Below are 19,289 nucleotides of genomic sequence, written 5' to 3' on the forward strand. Positions count from 1 at the left end.
ACCGGGTTTTGGCGGTAGTGGTCAGTCTGCGGTGACCTGCCGGGGAACGCGGCCGCTGGCGATGAGTTCGTGCAGATCGGGGATGTGGTTGTAGAGGGTGCCGGGGCTCACTCCGAGGAGTTTGGCGATCGAGGTGATCGAGTTCTCGGGGTTGGGGAGCATGTCGTGGGCGGCCCGGATGATCTCCGGGGTGGCGACGGCGGGCCGGCCGCCGACTTGGCCTCGTGCGCGTGCGGCGTCCAGTCCCTCGCGAGTCCCGGAGACGATCGGCCCGCGGATGAACTCGGCGAGCGCGGCGAAGACGTGGAAGACGAGTCGCCCGCCGGGGGTGGTCATGTCCAGGCGCTCGTGCAGTGAGGAGAAGCCGATCCCCCGCCGCCGGAGCTCGCCGACCATGTTCACCAGGTCCTTGAGCGAGCGGCCGTACCGGTCGAGCCCGGGGACCACCAGACCTTCTACCGGCCTTCCAAGCAGAGCGAGTACGTACACATCGACGCCCTGTTCGGCGAGCCGGGCAAGCACGTCATCGACTTCGACCTGATCGAGTCCCAGTTCCGTCACCTGATGCGGGTGGCCGTCTCCGTACGCGAGGGCACCATCTCCTCCTCCACACTGCTCAAGCGCCTGCGCTCGGGGTCGAGGAAGAACGCCACCTACGCCGCCTTCCGCGAGGTCGGCCGCGTGATCCGCACCGTCCAGCTCCTGCGCTACCTCTCGGACGCGCCGCTTCGCCGGCGGGTGACCGCGGCGACTAACAAGGATGTCGACTTCACCCCGCTGCGCGAGCAGGACCTGACCGCCGCCGGTCTCGGCCAGGCTGCCTGAGCCGTGAGGGAACTAGCTGGTGACGCCCTTCACGGGAGCGGGCCGGTATACCCCAGAATCCTGCTGCGAGGGTCAGCCTCCAACACCGTGGCCCGGGTAGGTGATCCGATAGCGCTGCCGTGGGGGCGGGGTTTGTGACGGTTCTTGTGAGCCCTCGCCGTATTTCAGAGAGATACCCGCGCTGTTCTGCCAGCGGCAGAACACCGGCCGGACCGGGCTCGACGATCACTACAGTCCAGCCTCATGACGACGATTACGACGCGTACGGTCGAGTATCCGGCCGACGGTTTGACGATGATCGGGCACCTCGCGCTCCCCACCGGTGCCGACCGCCGGCCCGCGGTGCTGCTCGGACCAGAGGGCACGGGGCTCAGCGACGTCGAGCGCCGCAGGGCCGATGCTCTCGCCGAGCTGGGATACGTAGCGCTGGCCTTCGACCTTCACGGCGGGCGCTATTTGGGGGACCCCGAGGAGATGCTGGCCCGTTGCATGCCGCTGCTCGCCGACCCCGACCGGATGCGGGGCATCGGCCATGCGGCGCTCGACGTGTTGCGCACCGAACCGCGGACCGACCCCGACCGGATAGCCGCCGTCGGCTACGGCACCGGGGGCGCCATCGCGCTGGAACTCGGACGCGATGGCGTCGACCTGCGCGCGATCGGGACGGTCAACGCACTGACCACGGGCCGGCCGGGCGAGGCGGCGCGCATCCACTGCCCGGTGTGGGCCGGGGTCGGGTCGGAAGACCCGATCATGCCGCCCGCGCAACGGGACGCGTTCACCGCCGAGATGCAGGCCGCGGGCGTCGACTGGCGCCTCGCGGTCTACGGCGGAGCCCTGCACGCCTTCCACCACCCACCGGTCGGCCACCCCGTGCGCCCCGGCGTCGGCCACCACCCACAGCACGCGCAGCGAGCCTGGCGCGACGTCGTCGACCTGCTCGCCGAGTGCCTGCCCGTGACGGAGGATCTGGGGCATGACCCAGGTAGGCATGCTGGCCCCGGGCACTGACAGTCCACTCCCCTCAAGTCCGCACAGCAGAAACGCATTCGGGCGGTTACTCGATCGCGGAGACGTATTCACAACTACCGCAGTAAATACCGGATTTACTGCGGCAGGGTCCCTACCCTGATCATCGCGACCTGTGGCGGACGATTCCGGCCGCCGGGGCGAGGTGTACGCATTTACTGCGGCAGCACGTAGGGGGCTGGGCGTGACGATCGAACCAGTGACCGAACTTGGGGGCAGGGGCGCGTCCGGGCTGCCGCTCGCCCGGGTAGTGCCCCTGACCGCCCCGCCGTCGTCGTACACCGCGGCGGTCGAGCGGTACCTCACGGTGCGGGCATCGCGAAGTCCTCGGCGCGGATCTACCGGATCTCGCTGACGACGTGGGGGTGGATGCTCGCCGGCGAACCGGCGCCGACTGGACCCGCCCGCCGGGGCGCGAAGCCGCCCCTCTTTCCCGTCACCGCGATCGACGACCCGGCGCTTCCGGAGGCCCTGGCCGAACTGGCGGCGGCACGGGCGGACGAGATGGACGCCGACACCGTCATCCGGGAGCTGTCCATCGCACGCAAGGCGATCGGCTGGTGGCAGCGCCAGGGCTGGATCGACGGCGACCCGACGATCGGCATCGAGCGGCGGCCGGCGCCACCGGACCGCACCAAGGCTCTCGCGGAGAACCAGATCGCCGCCCTGTGGCGCCTCGACGTCGCGCTGCGGGAGAAGACGCAGTGGAAGATGCTCTACGAGTCCGCCGCACGGGCCGACGAGGTGCTGTGCCTCAACGTGGAAGACCTCTACCCGCAGGACAAGCGCGGCAGGATCACCGCCAAGGGCGGGGCGACCGAGTGGATCCACTGGCAGTCCGGCACCGCCCAGCTCCTGCCCCGCCTCATCGCCCGCCGTACCCGCGGCCCGCTGTTCCTCACCGACCGCAAGGCCCCGGCCGGAACACCCACGCTCGACGTGTGCCCGGACTCCTACCGCCGCGCTGAGGAGATCTTCGAGGAGAACACCCGGCTGCTGGCAAACCCCCTCGCCTCGCCCGACGACATCGAGGCCCTGGACGGCTGGACGCTTCACCGGCTACGTCACAGTGCCCTGACGCACGACGCGGAGGACGGCACCTCCACCCCGATGCTGCTGGCCCGCTCCCGCCACGCCTCCGTCCGCTCCCTGGAGTGCTACGCCCGCCCCGGCGTCGACTCGGTCGCCCCGCACGTCGCCGAACGCGACCCCGCTGCACGTCGCCGCAGGTAAATCCGAGCGGATCAGTGCTTCAAGATCATCCCGTTGTCCCTTTGGCGCGTATCTCGGTCACACCCCGATCACGGCCTTGGGGACCAACGGAACAGTCAGTATCGGTGAGATTGATCTCGAACAGTCAGAGGACCCGGCGGCATCCCCCGGGTTCTCTGTAGTGGTGGGGCAATCGCAGGTCAGCCTTGCAGTGCGAAGTGCGCGAGGAGACGTTCCTACTGGTTCTGGTCCGCAGCTCGATGGCATCCCACCTGGCAGTCCTTGGCATCATGCGATGCCCGCCCATGCTTCAGCTCCGAAGGTGCCTTTCACGTCGGAGGCGATGGTGGTGGCGTCCACCCTGGCTTGCAGGGCGTAGACGGTGGTTTTCCGTGTGCCACGGACGCTGAGACGGACTGGGCTGTCGCCCGGGTGGGCCGCGAGGATTCTCTTCAGTTCGCTCACGGACCGCTCCGTGACCCGGTGGGCGGGGAGTTCAAGTCGTACGGGAGGTTTCCCGCCGTGCTCGGCCGAGAACACGTCCAGCATCGTCAGTTCTCTGCCGAAGATGTTCACCGTACCGTCGCGGTCTTCGATCTTGCCTCTAACGGAGATGACGTTGTCCTCGGCCAGCGCGTGCTGCACGAGCTGGTAGGAGGCAGGGAAGAAGAGGACCTCGATGCTGGCATCGCGGTCTGCGAGGTTCACGATGGCCCACGCGTTGCCCTGTTTGGTCATCTTGAGCTGGATGCCGGTGATCAGCCCGGAGAGTTGGATGTCTCCGGTGGTGCGGCCGGAGGTGAGAAGTTCGGCGATGGAGCAGTCCCGGGCTCCGGTGAGGATGTGCTCGGCGCCGTCCAGTGGGTGGGCAGAGACGTACAGGCCCAGCATCTCGCGTTCGGTCGCCAGGAGCTGGCGGCGGGGCCACTCGACGTCGTCGATGGGGAAGTCCAGGCCGAAGGCCGGTCCGTCGCTGCCTTCGCCGCTGAGATCGGCGAAGAGGTCGTCTTGACCGAAGCTGGCCGCCTTCTTCACGGGAATGATGGCGTCGATGGCGTCTTCGTGGATGGCGGTCAGGCCCTTACGCGCATGTCCCAGGGAGTCGAAGGTGCCGGCTTTGATCAGGGATTCGACGGCCCTCTTGTTCAGTGCGGGCAGGTCGGCCTTGTCCAGGAAGTCGGGGAAGGAAGTGAACTTCCCCTTACTGCGGCGGGCACCGACGATGGCCTCGATGACATTGTCGCCGACGTTGCGTACGGACCGCAGTCCGAACCGCACGTCGTCGCCGACGGCGGTGAACTCTGCGACGGACTCGTTCACGTCGGGCTGGAGAACTCGGACGCCGTTCTTGCGGGCGTCGGCGAGGTAGATCGCGGCCTTGTCCTTGTCGTCGCCCACCGAGGTGAGCAGGGCGGCCATGTATTCGGCCGGGTAGTTCGCCTTGAGGTAGGCGGTCCAGCAGGAGACGAGGCCGTAGCCGGCGGTGTGGGATTTGTTGAACGCATAGCCGGAAAACGGGAGCATGACGTCCCACAGCGCCTTGATGGCTTCCTCGCTGAATCCGTTGCCCTGCATGCCGTTGTGGAACTTGTCCCACTCGGCGGCCAGCACCTCCGGCTTCTTCTTGCCCATCGCACGGCGCAACAGGTCGGCGCCGCCGAGGGTGTACCCGGCCAGTTCCCGGGCGATGGCCATGATCTGCTCCTGGTAGACGAGCAGATGAAAGGTGTTGCCGAGGATCGGCTCCAGGGCGTCGCGCAGCTCGGGGTGGATCGGGGTGATCTCCTGGCGGCCGGTCTTACGGTGCGCGTAATTGGTGTGTGCGTTCGCCGCCATGGGGCCGGGGCGGTAGAGGGCGTTAACCGCGGCGATGTCTTCGAACCGGGTGGGTTCCATCTGTTTCAGCAGGACCCGCATGCCGCCGCCGTCGAGCTGGAACACACCAAACGTATTGCCTTCGGCCAGCAGCTGGTACGTCTTGGCGTCGTCCAACGGGATCACCACGGTGCAGGGGTCGTCGTCCAGGGGGTCCACGGTGGCCAGGTTGATGCCACGGTTCTCGCGGATGTTCTCGATGGCCTGATCGATGACGCCCAGGTTCCTCAGCCCCAGGAAATCCATCTTGATCAAGCCCATCGCCTCGCACGACGGGTAGTCGAACCCGGTGATCTTCACGCCGTCCGAAGCACGCATGTGCAGCGGGATGCGGTCGGTCAGCTTCGTCTTAGAAAGGATCACCGCAGCGGCGTGCACACCGGTACCGCGAGTCAGGCCCTCCACCCCGCGCGCCGTGTCCATGACCCGCTTCACGTCCGGCTCGTTGTCATACATCTGCCGGAGCTCGCCGGCCTCGCCATACCGCTCGTGAGAGGGGTCGAAGACGGCCGCCAGCGGGGCTGACTTGCCGTTCTGGTCCGGCGGGAGCACCTTGGTGATCCGCTCACCGTGGGAGTAGGGGTAGCCCAGGATGCGCGAGGAGTCCTTGGTCGCGTTCTTGGCCTTGATCTTGCCGAACGTGTTCACCATGGCGGTGTACTCGTCGCCGTACTTCTCGGTGACGTAGCGGACCATTCTGTCGCGCTGGCGGTCGTCGAAGTCGAGGTCCACATCCGGAGGGTTGATGCGCTCGGGGTTGAGGAACCGTTCGAACAGCAGGCCGTGCTCCAGAGGGCACAGTTCGGTGATGCGAGTGGCGTAGGCCACGATGGAGCCGGTGGCAGAGCCTCGGCCCGGGCCGAGGGGGATCTTGTTCTCCCGGGCGTGGCGGCAAATGTCCGCCACGACGAGGAAGTAGGAGCTGAAGCCCATGGGGCCGATGACCGTCATCTCGGTCTCGAAGCGGTCCAGGACGTGCTGGGGAACCGGGTTCCCGTAGCGCATCGCCAGGCCCGCGAGGACTTCCTTCCGCAGCCACGACTCCTGGGTTTCACCCTCGGGAACGTCCGGGAACTGCGGCATCTCGTCGACGTAGTCGAAGACCTCGTCATAGGACTCGATGCGCTCGGCGATCAGCAGGGTGTTGTCGCAGGCTTCGGGAAGATCCGAGAAGAGCCTGCGCATCTCGGCGGCGGTCTTGAGGTAGTAGCCGGAGCCGTTGAAGCGGAAGCGCTTCGGGTCATCTTTGTTCTTGCCGACACCGATGCACAGCAGGCTGTCGTGGGCGTCGGCCTGGTCCTCGGTGACGTAGTGCGCGTCGTTGGTGGCCAGGAGAGGGATGCTCAGCTCCTTGGCCAGCCGCAACAGGCCGTCGCGGGCGTTGCGTTCGATGTCCAGGCCGTGGTCCATCAGTTCCAGGAAGTAGTTCTCGCGGCCGAAGACCTCCTGGTAAGCCGCAGCGGCGGCCTTCGCCTCGCCGTATTGGTTCAGCCGCAGCCGGGTCTGGATCTCGCCGGAGGGACAACCGGTGGTGGCGATGATGCCGTCCGGCCGCTCAGCGATCAGCTCGCGGTCCATGCGCGGCTTGCCGACCGGGAACTGTCCCTCGTAGCTGGCCTGCGTGCTGAGCCAGAACAGGTTCCGCAGGCCCTGGACGTTCCGCGCCCACATGGTCATATGGGTGAAACGGCCGCCACCCGAGACGTCTTTCGATCCCTCACCGTCATCGCTCACGGCGCGGCGGCCTCCCGGCCCCCAGAACTCCTGCTTCCGGCCGAAACGGGAGGAAGGCGCTACGTACGCCTCGATACCGATGATCGGGGTGATGCCCTCGAAGCCCTTCGCGACCTGCGCGAATTCATAGGCGCCGAACATGTTGCCGTGATCGCTCATGGCAATCGCAGGCATCTGCTGCCGGGCCACCTCGCCGAACATCGGCTTCAGCTTCTGCGCACCGTCCAGCATCGAATATTCGGTGTGATTGTGCAGGTGAACGAAAGAATCCGGCACGGGTGAGTTGCCTCCGCGGCGAGTAGGAAGCCCCACCCCGACCAGAGCCGCGATGGTGACCTTGCCAGCGACCGACCGCACCGGCATCGGCAGATGGGCGGGCTACTCGGTCCGTCGCGGTGTGATCGCGTGGACGGGGTGACCAGCAGCATCGAACCTGCCTGGGCAATCGCCCCTGTCGCACCGCCCCGCAACACCACACGTTGACCAGAGACATCAAAGCGGCCAGTACGCAAGGGAATCAAACAACCATTTCACCCCTATGACTCAACCATTGGTTGATCGCCTAGGATGGCCGGCGTGGACCTCACTGCCGTGTACACCTTCGTCACCGCCGTAGACGAGGGACAGTTCCAAGAAGCCGCCACCAGCCTGTCGATCACCCCGCAGGCCGTCTCCAAGCGCATCGCCGTGCTGGAGAAGGACCTCGGCGTGCAACTGTTCAGCCGCACAGCGCGCGGGGCCCGGCTGACGATCGACGGCCAGGCGTTCCTGCCCCACGCCCGGGCTCTCCTCCAAGCCGAGGAGCGGGCAGCCGCTTCCGTACGGCCAGGCACCCGCCCGCTACGCGTCGACGTGATCGGCCGACAGCTCTCTCTGGCAGGACTGCTGCGTGACTTCCATCGCGCGCACCCCGACATCGACCTCGACGTGGTGACCCTCTTGGACTCCGCGGCGGCCATAGCCGCCATCCGGTCCGGAACGATCGACGCGACCTTCCGCGCCGTCACGATGCCGGGGCGCCAACTCCCCGACGACATCGAGGCCACCCCGGTCTTCGACGAGCCCCTCCATCTGTTCACCGGACCAGCCCATGAGTTCGCTGCCGCTCGCAAGGTCACCCCCGCCCAGCTCGCCGGGCGTCGGATCTGGATGCCCGGCAACGTCCCCGGAACCGAGTGGGCCGCCTACTACGACGAACTCGCCACCGCGTTCGGGCTCACCATCGACTCGATCGGCCCCGACTTCGGCATTGAGCCCCTCCTCGACACGATCGCGAGCTCCTCGACTCTGGCGACCTTCGTCAGCGAGCAGACCCCTCTCGTCTGGCCCGCCGGCCATGACCTGAGGCGCATCCCCCTACACAGCCCGATCCCGGTCTACCCGCACTCACTGCTCTGGCGCACCGACAATCCGCACCCTGCCCTCACCGCGCTCCGCACCCACCTCAGCTCCGCATACCCCGGTCGCCCCGAAGGCGATATCTGGACACCGAAGTGGGCTCAGCACCCTCCAAGTTAGGCTGGCAAAAACAACGCCACGAGCCGACGGCCGGAGGAGACGTTGGGCGCCTCGCTTCCCTACTCATCGTCGTCCTCGTCCAGACCGACGGCGTCCGGGTCGCGCAGCGGCCGCAGCCCGTCGCCCGGCTGGGAGGCGGTGAAGCTGTAGCGGCCCAGAACGTTCAGATTCTTGTGCTTGAGCGGCGACACCCGCGCGACATCCTCGCCCCTGATCTTGGTTCCCTCCGCACGGAGCTGGGCGACGGCGGCGTCGATGTACCTGGTCGTCCAGAGCACCACGGCGTTCAAAACGAGACCCAGCGGGCCCAACTGATCCTCCATCCCGTCCCGGTACGCCTGGTGGATGGTGCCCTTCTTGCCGTGGCAGATGTTCCGGGCGAGGTTGTGGCGGGACTCCTGGGGTTGGTGCGGTGTCCAGGTCACGGGCGAGGACGCGGAAGTCGTTGCGCGCCTTGGAGAGGGTGGCAAGGTATTCGCCGTAGAGGACACGGCAAGCGTCGGTGAGGCGCTGCGCTTGCTCTCGGCGCCAGCGGTGGCGGTCGAGGAACGCGCTTGACGCGGTAGCGATGACGGCTGCGACGATGGCGCTTGCCAGCGATATCCATTGCATGGCCCGCACGGTAGGGGAGTCGAGCTGTGGTGGCGATGGGGCATCCGTTCGCGATCACCCTCGTATAATTTCCCTTTTGTACGAGGGTGGTTCACCAGGAGCGATCCTGTGGGGGAGGGGCACATGAGCGACACCGTCCTACAGCGATCTGGAGGCGGGGTACCGAAGGCACTCCTTGGGGACAACCGGCGGTGGGCGAATCGGCGAGCGCTCCTCTGCGGCCTGGCCAAGAAAGGCCGCGCCGCCCATGTCGATCGCTCCGGCTGCGGCTCGGTGACACCATGACCACGGCGAACGAGCTCGACCCCGCCGAAGTCGTCGACGCCGAACTTGTCGAGTACGGCGAGCTGCTGCCGGATGTCGCCGGCCCGGCCCCCGCCACGAAGCCACTGGTGGACCAGCACACCGTCCTGATGCCCGGTGAAACGCTCCCCACGGCCGCCGACCAGCCGACGTACACCGAACGGGATCTGTACCTTTCGCCGGAGACCGCCGAACGGCTGAAGGCGTACGCCGACGGGCATGACACCAACAAGAATTACCGGTCCCAGCGCGGCATCTTCGAGCGCTGGTGCGACGACATGGGCCGTGTCGCCCGTCCCTGCACCACCGCCACGTACATCGAGTACGTCGCCTCGATGATCGCCCGGGAGGCCTCCCCGAACACGATCGCCACGCACGTGTCCGCGATCCGCACCTGGATGCCCGACGACAAGAAGCCCGGCACCGCGGTCGCCCGACGTCTGCTCAACGACTATCGCAAGGACTGGCGCAAGCGGAATCGGGTGAAGAAGGCACCACCCATCACGGCCGAGATGAGCCGGGCGATGGTCGACACCTGCGACCGGCGGCATCCCATCGGGCTGCGGGACCGGTTCGTTCTCCTCGTCGGCCGCAAGGCCCTCAACCGGCGCATCGAGCTCGCCGACCTCCTCATCGAGGACCTTGCGGTCGAGGACGGCGGCGTGGCCGAGTGGGTCGCGTACTCCAAGACCGACCAGGCCGCCAGAGGCGAGGAGACCTGGGTCCCCGCCGACTCGGACAACCCGCTGTACGACCCGGTGCAGGCCACCCGGGACTGGCTGAACTGCCTGCACAGCCTCGGCGTGCGCTCCGGGCCGGTACTGCGCGCCCTGACGGTGGCTGGCACCCTGCAGAACCGGTCCACCGCGACCAGGCGGGGTGACCACCTGACCGGGGACGCGGTCAACGACATCGTCCGAGGGCGCGCGCACAAGGCCGGGTTCAAGAACTGGCAGGACGTCACCGCGCACGGGCTGCGCCGCGGCGGTGCCCAGGAGATCGCGGACGCCGGCGGGGACCCGACGAAGCAGGGCCGATGGGAGCCCGGCTCGGCCGTGGTGAAGCGGGAGTATCTGGACCGGGCCCAGTCGAGGGCGGAGAATCCGTGGCTCAAGGTACAGGCGAAGCAGCGCGAGCAGCCAGAATGACGCTGACTCGGCGCGAGGGCCGGGCGGATGTCGGAGGGCCGGATGCGGCAACTACGTGTGGTGGCCGGGATGTCGAACCGGGCAGTTGGCCGGAACGAGATCCCTGGCCGCGGCCCAGTCGTTCACGTGCCCACCGTCCCGGCCCCGGGCTCCTACCTCGGACACCAGGCGCAAAGTAGGTACGTCTTCGCTGGTCAGCGGTTCGGCCGACTGCGAGGGAAGAACGCCGTCACCAGCCGCAATGGACAAGTACCGGGAAACAAGGGTCTGTCGACACTCAGCCAACCAGAGGGTTTCCGCAGGTCGGCAGTGTCGGCAACCCGTGTCAGGGATCAACGTCGGCAAATGGCGGGCGCCAACAGTCCTACTCGCGGGTTACTTGTCCCCTGGTGTCCGAGGTGGGAGTCCGGGGCGAAAACCGCCGCTGCCTTTCGCTCTCCTGCCGTAACCGCAGCGAGGTGGGCGGGCGGGCGCTGAATTGCAGGGCCGACCGGGCGCGCGTCACCCTGATAGTTGAGGGCAGGTGCTGACGTGCATACCAGCGACGAAATCTACCACCGGGTGCTCTGGGACCCGCGCTTCGACCCCGAGCGGTTCGTGATGGGGATCGCCGAGCGCGGGGCCCCGCCGAAACGGGTCCTGCTCGGCGACTTCGTACCGGGCGGGGAGATCCCCTGGCACCGGGTGGTGTTCTTCGAGGCGGACGGCCAGGTCGTCTGGGACCGCGCCTGCGGCATCGACCGACTTGACGAGACCCTCGTCGGGCAGGTCGGTCCCGTGCCGGCCCCGGCCCCCGGCGACGTCCTCGCCGTCCCGTCGACGAACCGCACCGCCGTCGCCTGGCTGCCGCCGGCGGAGTTGTGGCCGCCGATCCAACACATTCGCCGCGAACACGACCGGCAGATCCGCCGCTGGCCGCCGCACGTCAACGTACTCTTCGGATTCGTCCCCGAGGCCGAGTTCGCCCAGGCCCTGCCGCTGGTCGCCGCGGCGCTCGCCGAGACGCCGCCGTTCACCGCCCGCCTGACGGGCGTCCACTGGTTCGGACACCGTGAGGACGCCACCGTCTGGCTCGACCCGGCCGCCGCCGACCACGAGCCCTGGGCGCGGCTGCGGGAGTCCCTGGAGCTCCGCTTCCCGCTCTGCGGATCGCACTCGCACGGTTACACCCCGCACCTGTCCCTCGGCCGTACCCCGGAACCGCACCCCCTCGCCCGCAAGGCAGAGGCCCTCCTCGGCCCCATGACGGCCCTGGTCGACGAGCTGGTCCTGCTCTCCCGGCGCGGCGACGAGCCGATGCGGGTCCGGGCCCGCGTCCTGCTCGGCAGCGGCGACGTACGTCACCCGGAGAATCCGGCCCTTCCGGGCAACCCTCCGCCGCCACCACCCGTCTAGGCATTGTCCGGCGGATCATGCGACTTTCCGATCGGTCGCTCGTTGGTTCGGTCATGGGGCGGGGAGATCTAACGAATCGCGAGTGGTCGCTTGTGGAGCCGCATCTGCCGCTTTCCGGCAGGCGGGGAGGCCGGTGGAACGATCACCGCACCGTGCTCGACGGGATCCTGTTCCGGATCCGTACCGGCGTCCCGTGGCGGGACCTGCCGGAACGATACGGCTCCTGGAAATCCGTCTACGAGAGGCATCGCCGCTGGTCGGCGGACGGCACCTGGGGCCGGATCCCGCAGGCGGTCCAGGCCGACGCCGACCGGGCCGGCCGGATCGACTGGTGCATGGTCGGTGTCGACTCGACCTCCTGCAGGGCCCACCAGCACGCGGTCGGCGCCCGCAAGGCCACACCGCGTGTTCCGAAAAAAGGACGACGCCCCGGCATCACCGCCCCGACGAGGGACTCGGACGGTCCCAGGCGAGCTGACCTGCAAGATCCACCTCCCCGGGGAAGGCGGATGCCGCCCGATGGCTCTCCTGATCACTGCGGGCCAGTGGGGCGACGCCCCGCAGATGATCGAGGTCCTGGACCGGATCCGGGTCCCCGCCCGCTGGGCGGACGGCCCCGGACCCGGCCCGACCACGTCAGCGGCGACAAGGCATACAGCTCCCGCCGAAACCGCCGCTACCTGCGGCGACGCGACATCAAGCACACCATCCCGGAACCGTAGGACCAACGCGCCAATCGTCGACGCAAAGGCAGTGCGGGCGGTAGACCAACCGGCTTCGACTCAGACCGATACAGGCGCCGCAACGAGGTCGAGCGGACCATCAACCGCCTCAAGAACTCTCACGCTGTCGCAACCCGTTACGACAAACGAGCCTACGTCTTCCACGGCACCGTCACCGCAGCAGCAGCAGTCCGTCTCTGGCTCAGGCCGTGAAATACCGGGCCCAAGCTCTCAAAATCCCGGGGCAGGGATGAAGCTCGGCCACCACTGGGGCACGCCGCTGGGGCACGGAGGAGTGGCGGTGCCCTCCCAGAAGATCGAGATGACACACCAGACAACACCGAGGAGTGTCACCGCGAGGGCAATGGCATGGAGAAGGGGACGGTTCCCAAGAAGGGCGCCCACCCCAACCCAGACCAGCAGCAGGACCGTCCAGAGGCCCGGGATGAACAGCCAAAGCAGGAAGCCGCTGTTGGCCGCGTTGTTCACTCCCACGTCACAGGCGGTCCACGACCTGCCCAGAAGCATCGCAGCGGATACCGCGAGAAGCAGAGCCACCGCCACCCCGAGACACCCATGCAGCCGTCGACTCGCCACAGGCCCCCCGTTCGCCGTCCGCTGCGGGAAGCACCGGATCCACACCGCTCATCACTGCCGCATCCACCCAGTCCCCCGGCACCGACCAACAGGAAACGGACACCCCTGATCCTAGTAATCACATGATCCGCCGGACAGTACCTAACCGCTGCCTGATCGATCCCCGACGCCGGAGCCCGGCAGTGGCCGGCTGGTCGTGATGCCCGCCCCGGAGCCGGGGCATCGCCGTTCCCCGCCGGTGCTGTACCTCATCAAGATCGCATGCGTTATAGTTGATCTTGAAAGTTCGCCGCAACTCGCGGTGACTGGCACTGCGTTGGTGGTCCAAGGAAAGACGCCCCGCTTCCCGTGGGGAAATGCAGGTGCAAGGCCTGCCCAGCGCTCATTCACGAAGCCCTTCCCTCCGCCAGGGAAGGGCTTCGTCATGTTCCCCTGGTACAACTTTCAGAGAGCGTCACCTGGGCCCCGCCGCCGACTTCGCCGCCGAAGACGCCGCCCGCAACGAGCGAGACGAACTCGTTCCGCAAGACCGGTGTTGCCGAGCCCATGCACTGTCCTCAGGGGTCCGGGATCCGGTGTGTCGAGGCTGCCTTCGCCGAAGCGCGCGGCTGTCTCGACCAGGGCAGCGTCTTCAGACGGACGGGCACCTGGGACGCCGACGAGGGCATCGCCACCTTCCCCCTCGCTCTGCCGGCCGAGCCGGTCCAGGTATCCCCGTCGGACCCGACCCGGGAAGTGACCACACGCCTCGGCGAGGACTGCGAGCGGCTGGGGCGGGTGGCCTTTGAGACCCTGCACGACCGGTCCGGCCACCGGCTGAGCGGCTCGGACCTGCAGCAGATGTCCCGGTGGACCGCGATGGCGCGGCTGCTGTCGGGAAGAGTGCTGCTGCGGATCGCCGAGGGCCACGAGGACGTGGCTGTCGCCTCGGCCTTGAAGGAGACCGCAGGCGCATTACGGGGCTCGGCGCAGGCGTGGCAGCAGGCCGCAGCGGCGTGGCACCGGGTGGTCGACCTCGCGGACCCCCGGGCCCATCCCCGGCTTCCTCCTCCCAGCTACGAGATCGTCCGCCAGGGCAAGGTGGTCCGGCTGCCCCAGGTCTCACCGCACCCCGGCGCGGTCGTCTCCCACGCGGTGGCCGTACGGGTGGGGCAGTTGCTGTTCGGTGCCCACTGGAAGCCGGAGGAGCGGCCCGGTGAGCCCCGGCCCCGTACCGCGATTCTCGCCGACGCCGGGGGAGAAGGCCGGCTGGCGGCAGCGCTGTACCGTCTGCCGGCATCGGGGTGGCAGCTCGCCATGGCCGCCCCTCTGGCCGTGCGCCGGGCCCAGGGCGCTCTGGTCACCGACTCCGTCGACCACCGTCCGCAGCGGCTGCCGGGAGAGATGCGCTTCCACTCCGTGCACCCGCGGCAGGTCGAGAACCTGATCGGCGCGTACACGCAGGTGATGACAGCCGAACAGGCCGCGGCCGGCGCCCTGCTGAACCTCGCGAAGCACGCACGTACCAATGTTCCGCGCGCACTGCTGGACGTCGGCGCGCACCGCCTCCTCGCCCGACCAGCAGGGATGGGCACGGCAGCGGCAGGAGAACGGCCCCACGGCCCGTCAGAGACGGGTCGAGGCACAGCGCGTGCAGCCGCCTGTCCGACGGCCGCGCGGCACCCGCTGGTGAGCGAACTTCTTCTTCCTGTGCTTTGGGGCGGACATAATCCGGAGACAGAACCTCGGAGCTCGCCTCATTGTTCCGTGACAATGCGGACCACCCCTGGCGGCCGCCGGTCGGCGGGATCGAGACGGCCATGGGCCGCGACATGATCCACGGCCCGGACATCACGGTCGCGCTCGGCCTCGACCGCAGGGTTCCCGAAGACCGCGTACGCGTCCTCCTGGAGAGCGCCGACGCCAGGACCCTCAAGTTCTTCGGAGCCGACCTGAGTGAGCCTTTTCCAACCTCAGTTTGAGCAGGTCAGGTGCAAGGTGAGGACGGCCTGAACGAGGCCAGCAGGGCCTGACGGCCCGCGCTCAGACGATCGGAGAGGAAGCGCAGGGCGGAACTGGTCACGTCGATCCCGGACGGGTAGACAAGCATGCGAAGCCCCTGGTGGAGACGGTTCTCTTGGTCGAAAACCCATCTATCAGGGGCTTCACCACACTGTCAGCTCAACTGGGCATCTTGGCTGCCGGTTTGAAAGACTTCGACGTTCCGAGTTGCAAGTGCTGCGCCGAGTCAGGCACCGTTCATCAGTGCAATCAGCTCGGCGTCAGTGGCCTCGGGCCTGAGCCGGACGTTGAAGTTGTAGCCCTCGTCGCAGAAGATCAGATCGAGGTCCGCCGGAGCGAGCCTGCGGAAGACGACCGCCAACCACGCAGCATCCTCGTGCCAGACGTCCAGGTACAGGCAGGTCCCATCCTGATGCAGATATGCCTCGCCCGGACCGCTCTTCGTCTCGAAGTACCAGCAGCTGCTTCGCACCTCGCCTCGGTGCGTCGAGTCGACCTCGACATCCGACCACCGAGCCCGGATCGCCGCAGTTAGCGCCTCGCGGTCGACCCGCCATCCGCCCGCCTCACCGTCAACCAGTACCAAGAACTGCGCCATGGCAGGTGTCTATCACCCGGCTCCGACGCTCGGCCCGGCATCGTCAGACTGAGGTTGGAAAAGGCTCAGTGGCATCGAACTCCGCGCCGACGACCTCGACTGGTCGTTCAGAACCCGAACACCTCTGTCCAGCGCCGCACAGGACCTCCTCCTGCTCGCATACGGCCGACCGATCCCCCAGGACACCTCCGCGGCGAACCGGGCGGCCGCTTCCTCGCTTTGCAGGTGTGACCGCAGCAGTCCCCGGATGGTCACCGGTATGCCTGCCGGCCAACGGCGACACTGCAGGTAGCAACCCGCTCCGCCTTACCCCGCCCCGGTCGTGACCGCCACCACCGACGGCAGCGCCGACGAGGCCCGCAGGTGTCGCAGTGGGTGACGCGCGGTGCGCTGGCCTTGAAGCACGCGGCCATCCGCTTCGGCACTCCAGAGCCCTTCTCCATCGCCCTGCGCCCGTCGCCTTGATGGCCGACGCCTCCGCAAGCTCAAGTCTTGCTCCGACAGTCCGATAAGTGCGCTAAGAAAACGCAGAAGTTGCATAGGTTGTGCACAGACATGACCAGTCGACTTGCCTCACATCACCGCCCTCGCATCGCCGTTTGTCCGTTGCCGGCCCGGCGGCCCGCAGGACGTCCGGTGTCTCCTGCAGCGGTGTGTGCTGCACTGAAAACACGGGCTCAGGCCGATACACGAGGCGTCCCTGGGCGGACCGCCGGTCCCGGGGTCGCCGCCGCGGGGCTCGGTGCACGCTGCTTGACTGCTGCGGTCTGGGTGGCGGGGCCGGTGAGGCCCGGTGGGAGGGTGGCCGCGAGCCGGCCGCCGTGGTGTTCGGCGAGATCGGCCACCGTCTGCAGGGCGGCCAGGTCGGAGGGCGTGAAGCGGCCCGGCTGGGCCTGGGCCTGGGCCACGATTCCCCGTGCGTGTTCGGCAACCGCGCTGTAGGGGCCGGCCGCCGGTCCTGGACCGGCGGGCAGATCCGAGGGTGGCAGCTGCTGCCAGGCCTCGCGGAGCTCCGCTACCCGGCGGTGCGTGGAGGAGGCCAGTTCCTTGCCCATGTCGGTGCCCGCCCAGGCCTGGAAGGCGCGGGCGATCTCGCGGGAGGCCTCCACGGCGTCGTCCCTCGTGGCGTACGGGAGTGGGGCGTTGGAGCGCAGGGTGCTGTGCAGTCGGCGGATCTCTGTGAGGTTCTGGTTCTGGGCGGCGGCCACGGTGTCGGCATCGGGGCGCTCGCGGAGTGAACTGCTGTAGGCCAGGGCCGTGCCGGAGAGCTTGAGCAGCGCCTCGGCGGTCGGCAGGTCCGGGCGTGTGGCACCGTTGCGCAGCCGGTCGGCCCCGGCCTGCGCCCAGTGGGCGATGGTCTCGCAGGAGCGGGCGGAGACGGTCCGCCAGAACCCCTGGACGCGTACGTCGTCGGCCAGCTGCTCGAAGTACGGGCCGGCCTTCTCCTTGATGACGTCCCACAGATGGGCAGCGGCGCCGCGGACGGTCTGCAGCTGCTGCCACTGTCGTACGGCCTCCGTCGCGCCAGTCCTGCAGCGCCGCTCTCTCGACGACGTCGCGCTGGCGCCGGTTCTCCGTCAGTTGCAGCCCGTCGACGAGCCGGTGGATCCGGGCGAAGCCGCCGCCGATGCCGACGGCGCGCAGCTGCAACGGATCGCCGACACCGGCGATCTTCGTGCCGGTCCGGGCGGCATGGCGGAGCAACGTGGCGAGGGCGCGGTCGTCGACCATGGCTGCCTCGTCGATGACCATGACGCCAACGCCGTCGAGACCGCGGCCGCCGCTGATCTCACGCGTCCAGGCGGCGATCGTCCGGGACTCGATGCCTGCCTCGGCGGCAAGGTTGGCGGCCGCCACGGCCGCCGTGCTGGCTCCGGCAACGGTCAGGCCGGCGGCCTCCCACCCGGCCCTGGCGGCACTCATCAAGGTGGTCTTGCCCGCACCCGCGACGCCGATCACGGCATCGGTCCCGTGCCCGGCGGTGAGCAGACGCATCACGACGGCGCGCTGCTGGGGGGAGAACCGGAAGGCGCGGCCGGACGTGGACTGGGCGACTTCGACGGTGGCGATCGCCGGCTCGGCGGCCTCGGGCGTCAGCTGCGCCAGGCCGCGCCCAGACCGGCCGTCGTGCACTCGACGATGGTCTGCTCGGCGGCGACGACGCCGCTGTGCGTGTAGCGCTGACGGTGTGTGCGGTGGTGCCGGTTGGAGTCCGCGAGACGTACGGCATGCCCGTCGACGGACAGGGTCTCGTCGGTCAGCGCGACCTGCTGGTTCTTGCTCAGCAGGTAGGGCAACGTCCGTGTGACGGCGGCCATGACGTGGGTGTGGGTGACAGCCTTCAGGGCTGCGGTCAGCCCGTGTGCGGGATCCCAGATCTGCGAGGCGATCTCCTGCGGACCCGGCATCAGCGGCCAGTCACCACCGGGCCACGACGGTGCGGGCCCGTCCGGCCCGGCAAGCGCGGCCGCGACCATCGCGTCAACGGCAGCCTCGCCGCCCAGCACCGCCGCGGCGCGCGTCCGTCAGTTGTGGCGCGGCGCCTCTGCCGCCGCCTCGTCCTTGGACTGAGCCGTACGTCTCGCGGCGGCCCTCATCCGATCACGGCCGGCGTCCCTCCCAACGAGGTCGAGAACTTGCTGCCGGCGACGTGAGAAGGCACTGCGCAGGTCCCCGTCGACACCTACGAGTTCCCACGCCCCTGTGCTCTCGCTCCGGGCGAACCGCGCACCGTGACGCTCGATCAGCCGGGCGCGCAGCCGGGCCTCGGCAATCTCGTTGATCAGGTGCACATGCCGGAGCAGGTCCTCCGCCCCGGCTGCGATGGTGCGCCACTTCCCGTCCTCGCAGCGCGCCATGTGCGCAATGTTGACGTGAACGTGCAGATGCGGGTCACCGGGGGACGCATCGACCGGTCGGGCGGAGCGGTGGAGCGTCGTCCAGCCGATCAGCCCGGAGGTGGCCACCCGCTCCGCGCGCTGCCCGCACCGCGGTGACCGGCCATGCCATACGCCGTCCACTCCTCAAGAGCCCCGACCGCTTCGGTGACCGAGGCCATCCACTCACCCTCGATCGCCGCGGCCAGTTCCTCACCGGCGAGCGCGTACGCGGTGCTGATGGATTTCGGAAGATCGAGAGAGAGGTCGACTCCGCGCAGTCCGACATCGACGCGATGGTTGCGCCACCGGTTCGCCTCCGCGATCACGTCGCCACCGTAGAGCTGCTCGACCGACAGCCCGGCACCTGCTGCCAGTCGCCCGGCATCGCCGACCGGCAGCAGGTGCGCCTCCCCGTCGCGGACGATCCCGCGCTCGGCACGTGCGAACCGGCTCGCCAGCGCCTCGTTGCCGAGGTACTGCGCAGCAGTCATCCCGTCGGCGGCGGCGAGCCCGGTGATGGCGTCGACCACAACGCGCGCGGTCACCTTTCCACGCGGGTCCAGCTCCCGCTTGCGCTTCACCAACTGCTCACCGGTACGCCAGTCCCGGCCGTCCATCAGCGCCCGCGCGGCATCGGGATCAACAGGTTCTCCCGCGACCAGGCCCAGCTCCGTCAGCCCGCTCCCGATCCACCGCAGGTCACTCGTGGCCGCGAGCCGGTACTCGACCTCGGCATCCGACGACTGGTCACAGCCGCAGTCTTCCGCGAGCCGGTACTCGACCTGCTCGGGAGCCACGATCGGGGTCGCCCATCCCACTGGCCGGACCCTTTCCCTGACGA

General features: G+C 68.5%; 15 protein-coding genes and 4 pseudogenes. 9 read left to right on the top strand and 10 right to left on the bottom strand.

Features of this window, described 5'->3' with window-relative positions; all coding sequences use genetic code 11:
* Positions 1 to 21: 21 nt before the first annotated feature.
* Positions 22 to 561 carry a recombinase family protein gene (locus ACFV8T_RS38700; RefSeq protein ID WP_385336714.1) on the bottom strand — a complete coding sequence of 180 codons (540 nt, stop codon included), beginning with the start codon at positions 559 to 561 and terminating at the stop codon, positions 22 to 24.
* On the opposite strand from ACFV8T_RS38700, the gene ACFV8T_RS38705 reads away from it, so the two are divergent.
* From ACFV8T_RS38705 to ACFV8T_RS38715, 3 genes are all read left to right on the top strand, one after another.
* A complete protein-coding gene (locus ACFV8T_RS38705; RefSeq protein WP_385336789.1) occupies positions 499 to 825 on the top strand; it encodes a Tn3 family transposase in 327 nt (108 codons plus the stop codon). The genes ACFV8T_RS38700 and ACFV8T_RS38705 overlap by 63 nt on opposite strands.
* A 243-nt stretch (positions 826 to 1,068) precedes the next feature.
* Complete coding sequence (locus ACFV8T_RS38710; RefSeq protein ID WP_385336717.1) at positions 1,069 to 1,836, top strand: dienelactone hydrolase family protein; 768 nt, start codon at positions 1,069 to 1,071, stop codon at positions 1,834 to 1,836.
* 387 nt (positions 1,837 to 2,223) lie between these two features.
* On the top strand, positions 2,224 to 3,087 hold the full coding sequence (locus ACFV8T_RS38715) for a tyrosine-type recombinase/integrase (protein WP_385336720.1): 864 nt from the start codon (positions 2,224 to 2,226) through the stop codon (positions 3,085 to 3,087).
* Positions 3,088 to 3,354: 267 nt separating this feature from the next.
* Here the strand turns inward: ACFV8T_RS38715 and dnaE are convergent, their stop codons facing one another.
* Positions 3,355 to 6,951 (bottom strand): DNA polymerase III subunit alpha, encoded by a 3,597-nt coding sequence (dnaE, locus tag ACFV8T_RS38720; protein WP_385336722.1) that lies wholly within the window; start codon positions 6,949 to 6,951, stop codon positions 3,355 to 3,357.
* 300 nt (positions 6,952 to 7,251) lie between these two features.
* Here dnaE and ACFV8T_RS38725 point away from each other — a divergent pair, with 300 nt between their 5' ends.
* Positions 7,252 to 8,193 (top strand): LysR family transcriptional regulator, encoded by a 942-nt coding sequence (locus ACFV8T_RS38725; protein WP_385336725.1) that lies wholly within the window; start codon positions 7,252 to 7,254, stop codon positions 8,191 to 8,193.
* Positions 8,194 to 8,252: 59 nt separating this feature from the next.
* Here ACFV8T_RS38725 and ACFV8T_RS38730 read toward each other — a convergent pair.
* Positions 8,253 to 8,594 (bottom strand): annotated as a pseudogene (locus ACFV8T_RS38730) (Tn3 family transposase); the annotation flags it as partial.
* Positions 8,595 to 9,086: 492 nt separating this feature from the next.
* Here ACFV8T_RS38730 and ACFV8T_RS38735 point away from each other — a divergent pair.
* The 5 genes and pseudogenes from ACFV8T_RS38735 (at position 9,087) to ACFV8T_RS38755 (ending at position 14,931) form a co-directional block, all read left to right on the top strand.
* A complete protein-coding gene (locus ACFV8T_RS38735) occupies positions 9,087 to 10,256 on the top strand; it encodes an integrase (protein WP_385336728.1) in 1,170 nt (389 codons plus the stop codon).
* A gap of 531 nt (positions 10,257 to 10,787) precedes the next feature.
* Positions 10,788 to 11,651 (top strand): RNA repair domain-containing protein, encoded by an 864-nt coding sequence (locus tag ACFV8T_RS38740; RefSeq protein ID WP_385336731.1) that lies wholly within the window; start codon positions 10,788 to 10,790, stop codon positions 11,649 to 11,651.
* A 53-nt stretch (positions 11,652 to 11,704) separates the two neighbouring features.
* Positions 11,705 to 12,586 (top strand): annotated as a pseudogene (locus ACFV8T_RS38745) (IS5 family transposase).
* Positions 12,587 to 13,516: 930 nt separating this feature from the next.
* Positions 13,517 to 14,785, top strand: coding sequence for a hypothetical protein (locus ACFV8T_RS38750; protein WP_385336734.1), 1,269 nt, complete (start codon positions 13,517 to 13,519; stop codon positions 14,783 to 14,785).
* Positions 14,770 to 14,931, top strand: coding sequence for a hypothetical protein (locus ACFV8T_RS38755; protein ID WP_385336737.1), 162 nt, complete (start codon positions 14,770 to 14,772; stop codon positions 14,929 to 14,931). The genes ACFV8T_RS38750 and ACFV8T_RS38755 overlap by 16 nt, the downstream gene beginning before the upstream one ends.
* 35 nt (positions 14,932 to 14,966) lie before the next feature.
* On the opposite strand, the pseudogene ACFV8T_RS38760 reads toward ACFV8T_RS38755, so the two are convergent.
* The 7 genes and pseudogenes from ACFV8T_RS38760 to ACFV8T_RS38790 all read right to left on the bottom strand — a co-directional run.
* Positions 14,967 to 15,059, bottom strand: a pseudogene (locus ACFV8T_RS38760) (IS5/IS1182 family transposase); the annotation flags it as partial.
* Positions 15,060 to 15,197: 138 nt separating this feature from the next.
* Positions 15,198 to 15,569, bottom strand: coding sequence for a hypothetical protein (locus ACFV8T_RS38765; RefSeq protein WP_385336740.1), 372 nt, complete (start codon positions 15,567 to 15,569; stop codon positions 15,198 to 15,200).
* Between the two features lie 677 nt (positions 15,570 to 16,246).
* The gene (locus ACFV8T_RS38770) at positions 16,247 to 16,777 is read right to left on the bottom strand and encodes a hypothetical protein (protein WP_385336742.1); all 531 of its coding nucleotides are present in this window, start codon (positions 16,775 to 16,777) and stop codon (positions 16,247 to 16,249) included.
* A gap of 334 nt (positions 16,778 to 17,111) precedes the next feature.
* Positions 17,112 to 17,564 (bottom strand): annotated as a pseudogene (locus tag ACFV8T_RS38775) (AAA family ATPase); the annotation flags it as partial.
* Between the two features lie 98 nt (positions 17,565 to 17,662).
* A complete protein-coding gene (locus tag ACFV8T_RS38780; RefSeq protein WP_385336744.1) occupies positions 17,663 to 18,046 on the bottom strand; it encodes a hypothetical protein in 384 nt (127 codons plus the stop codon).
* Positions 18,047 to 18,094: 48 nt separating this feature from the next.
* Complete coding sequence (locus ACFV8T_RS38785) at positions 18,095 to 18,535, bottom strand: relaxase domain-containing protein (RefSeq protein ID WP_385336747.1); 441 nt, start codon at positions 18,533 to 18,535, stop codon at positions 18,095 to 18,097.
* A complete protein-coding gene (locus ACFV8T_RS38790; protein WP_385336749.1) occupies positions 18,517 to 19,266 on the bottom strand; it encodes a relaxase domain-containing protein in 750 nt (249 codons plus the stop codon). The genes ACFV8T_RS38785 and ACFV8T_RS38790 overlap by 19 nt, the downstream gene beginning before the upstream one ends.
* Positions 19,267 to 19,289: the final 23 nt, after the last annotated feature.

The sequence above is a fragment of the Streptomyces sp. NPDC059832 genome, from assembly GCF_042731715.1.
GTDB lineage: Bacteria > Actinomycetota > Actinomycetes > Streptomycetales > Streptomycetaceae > Streptomyces.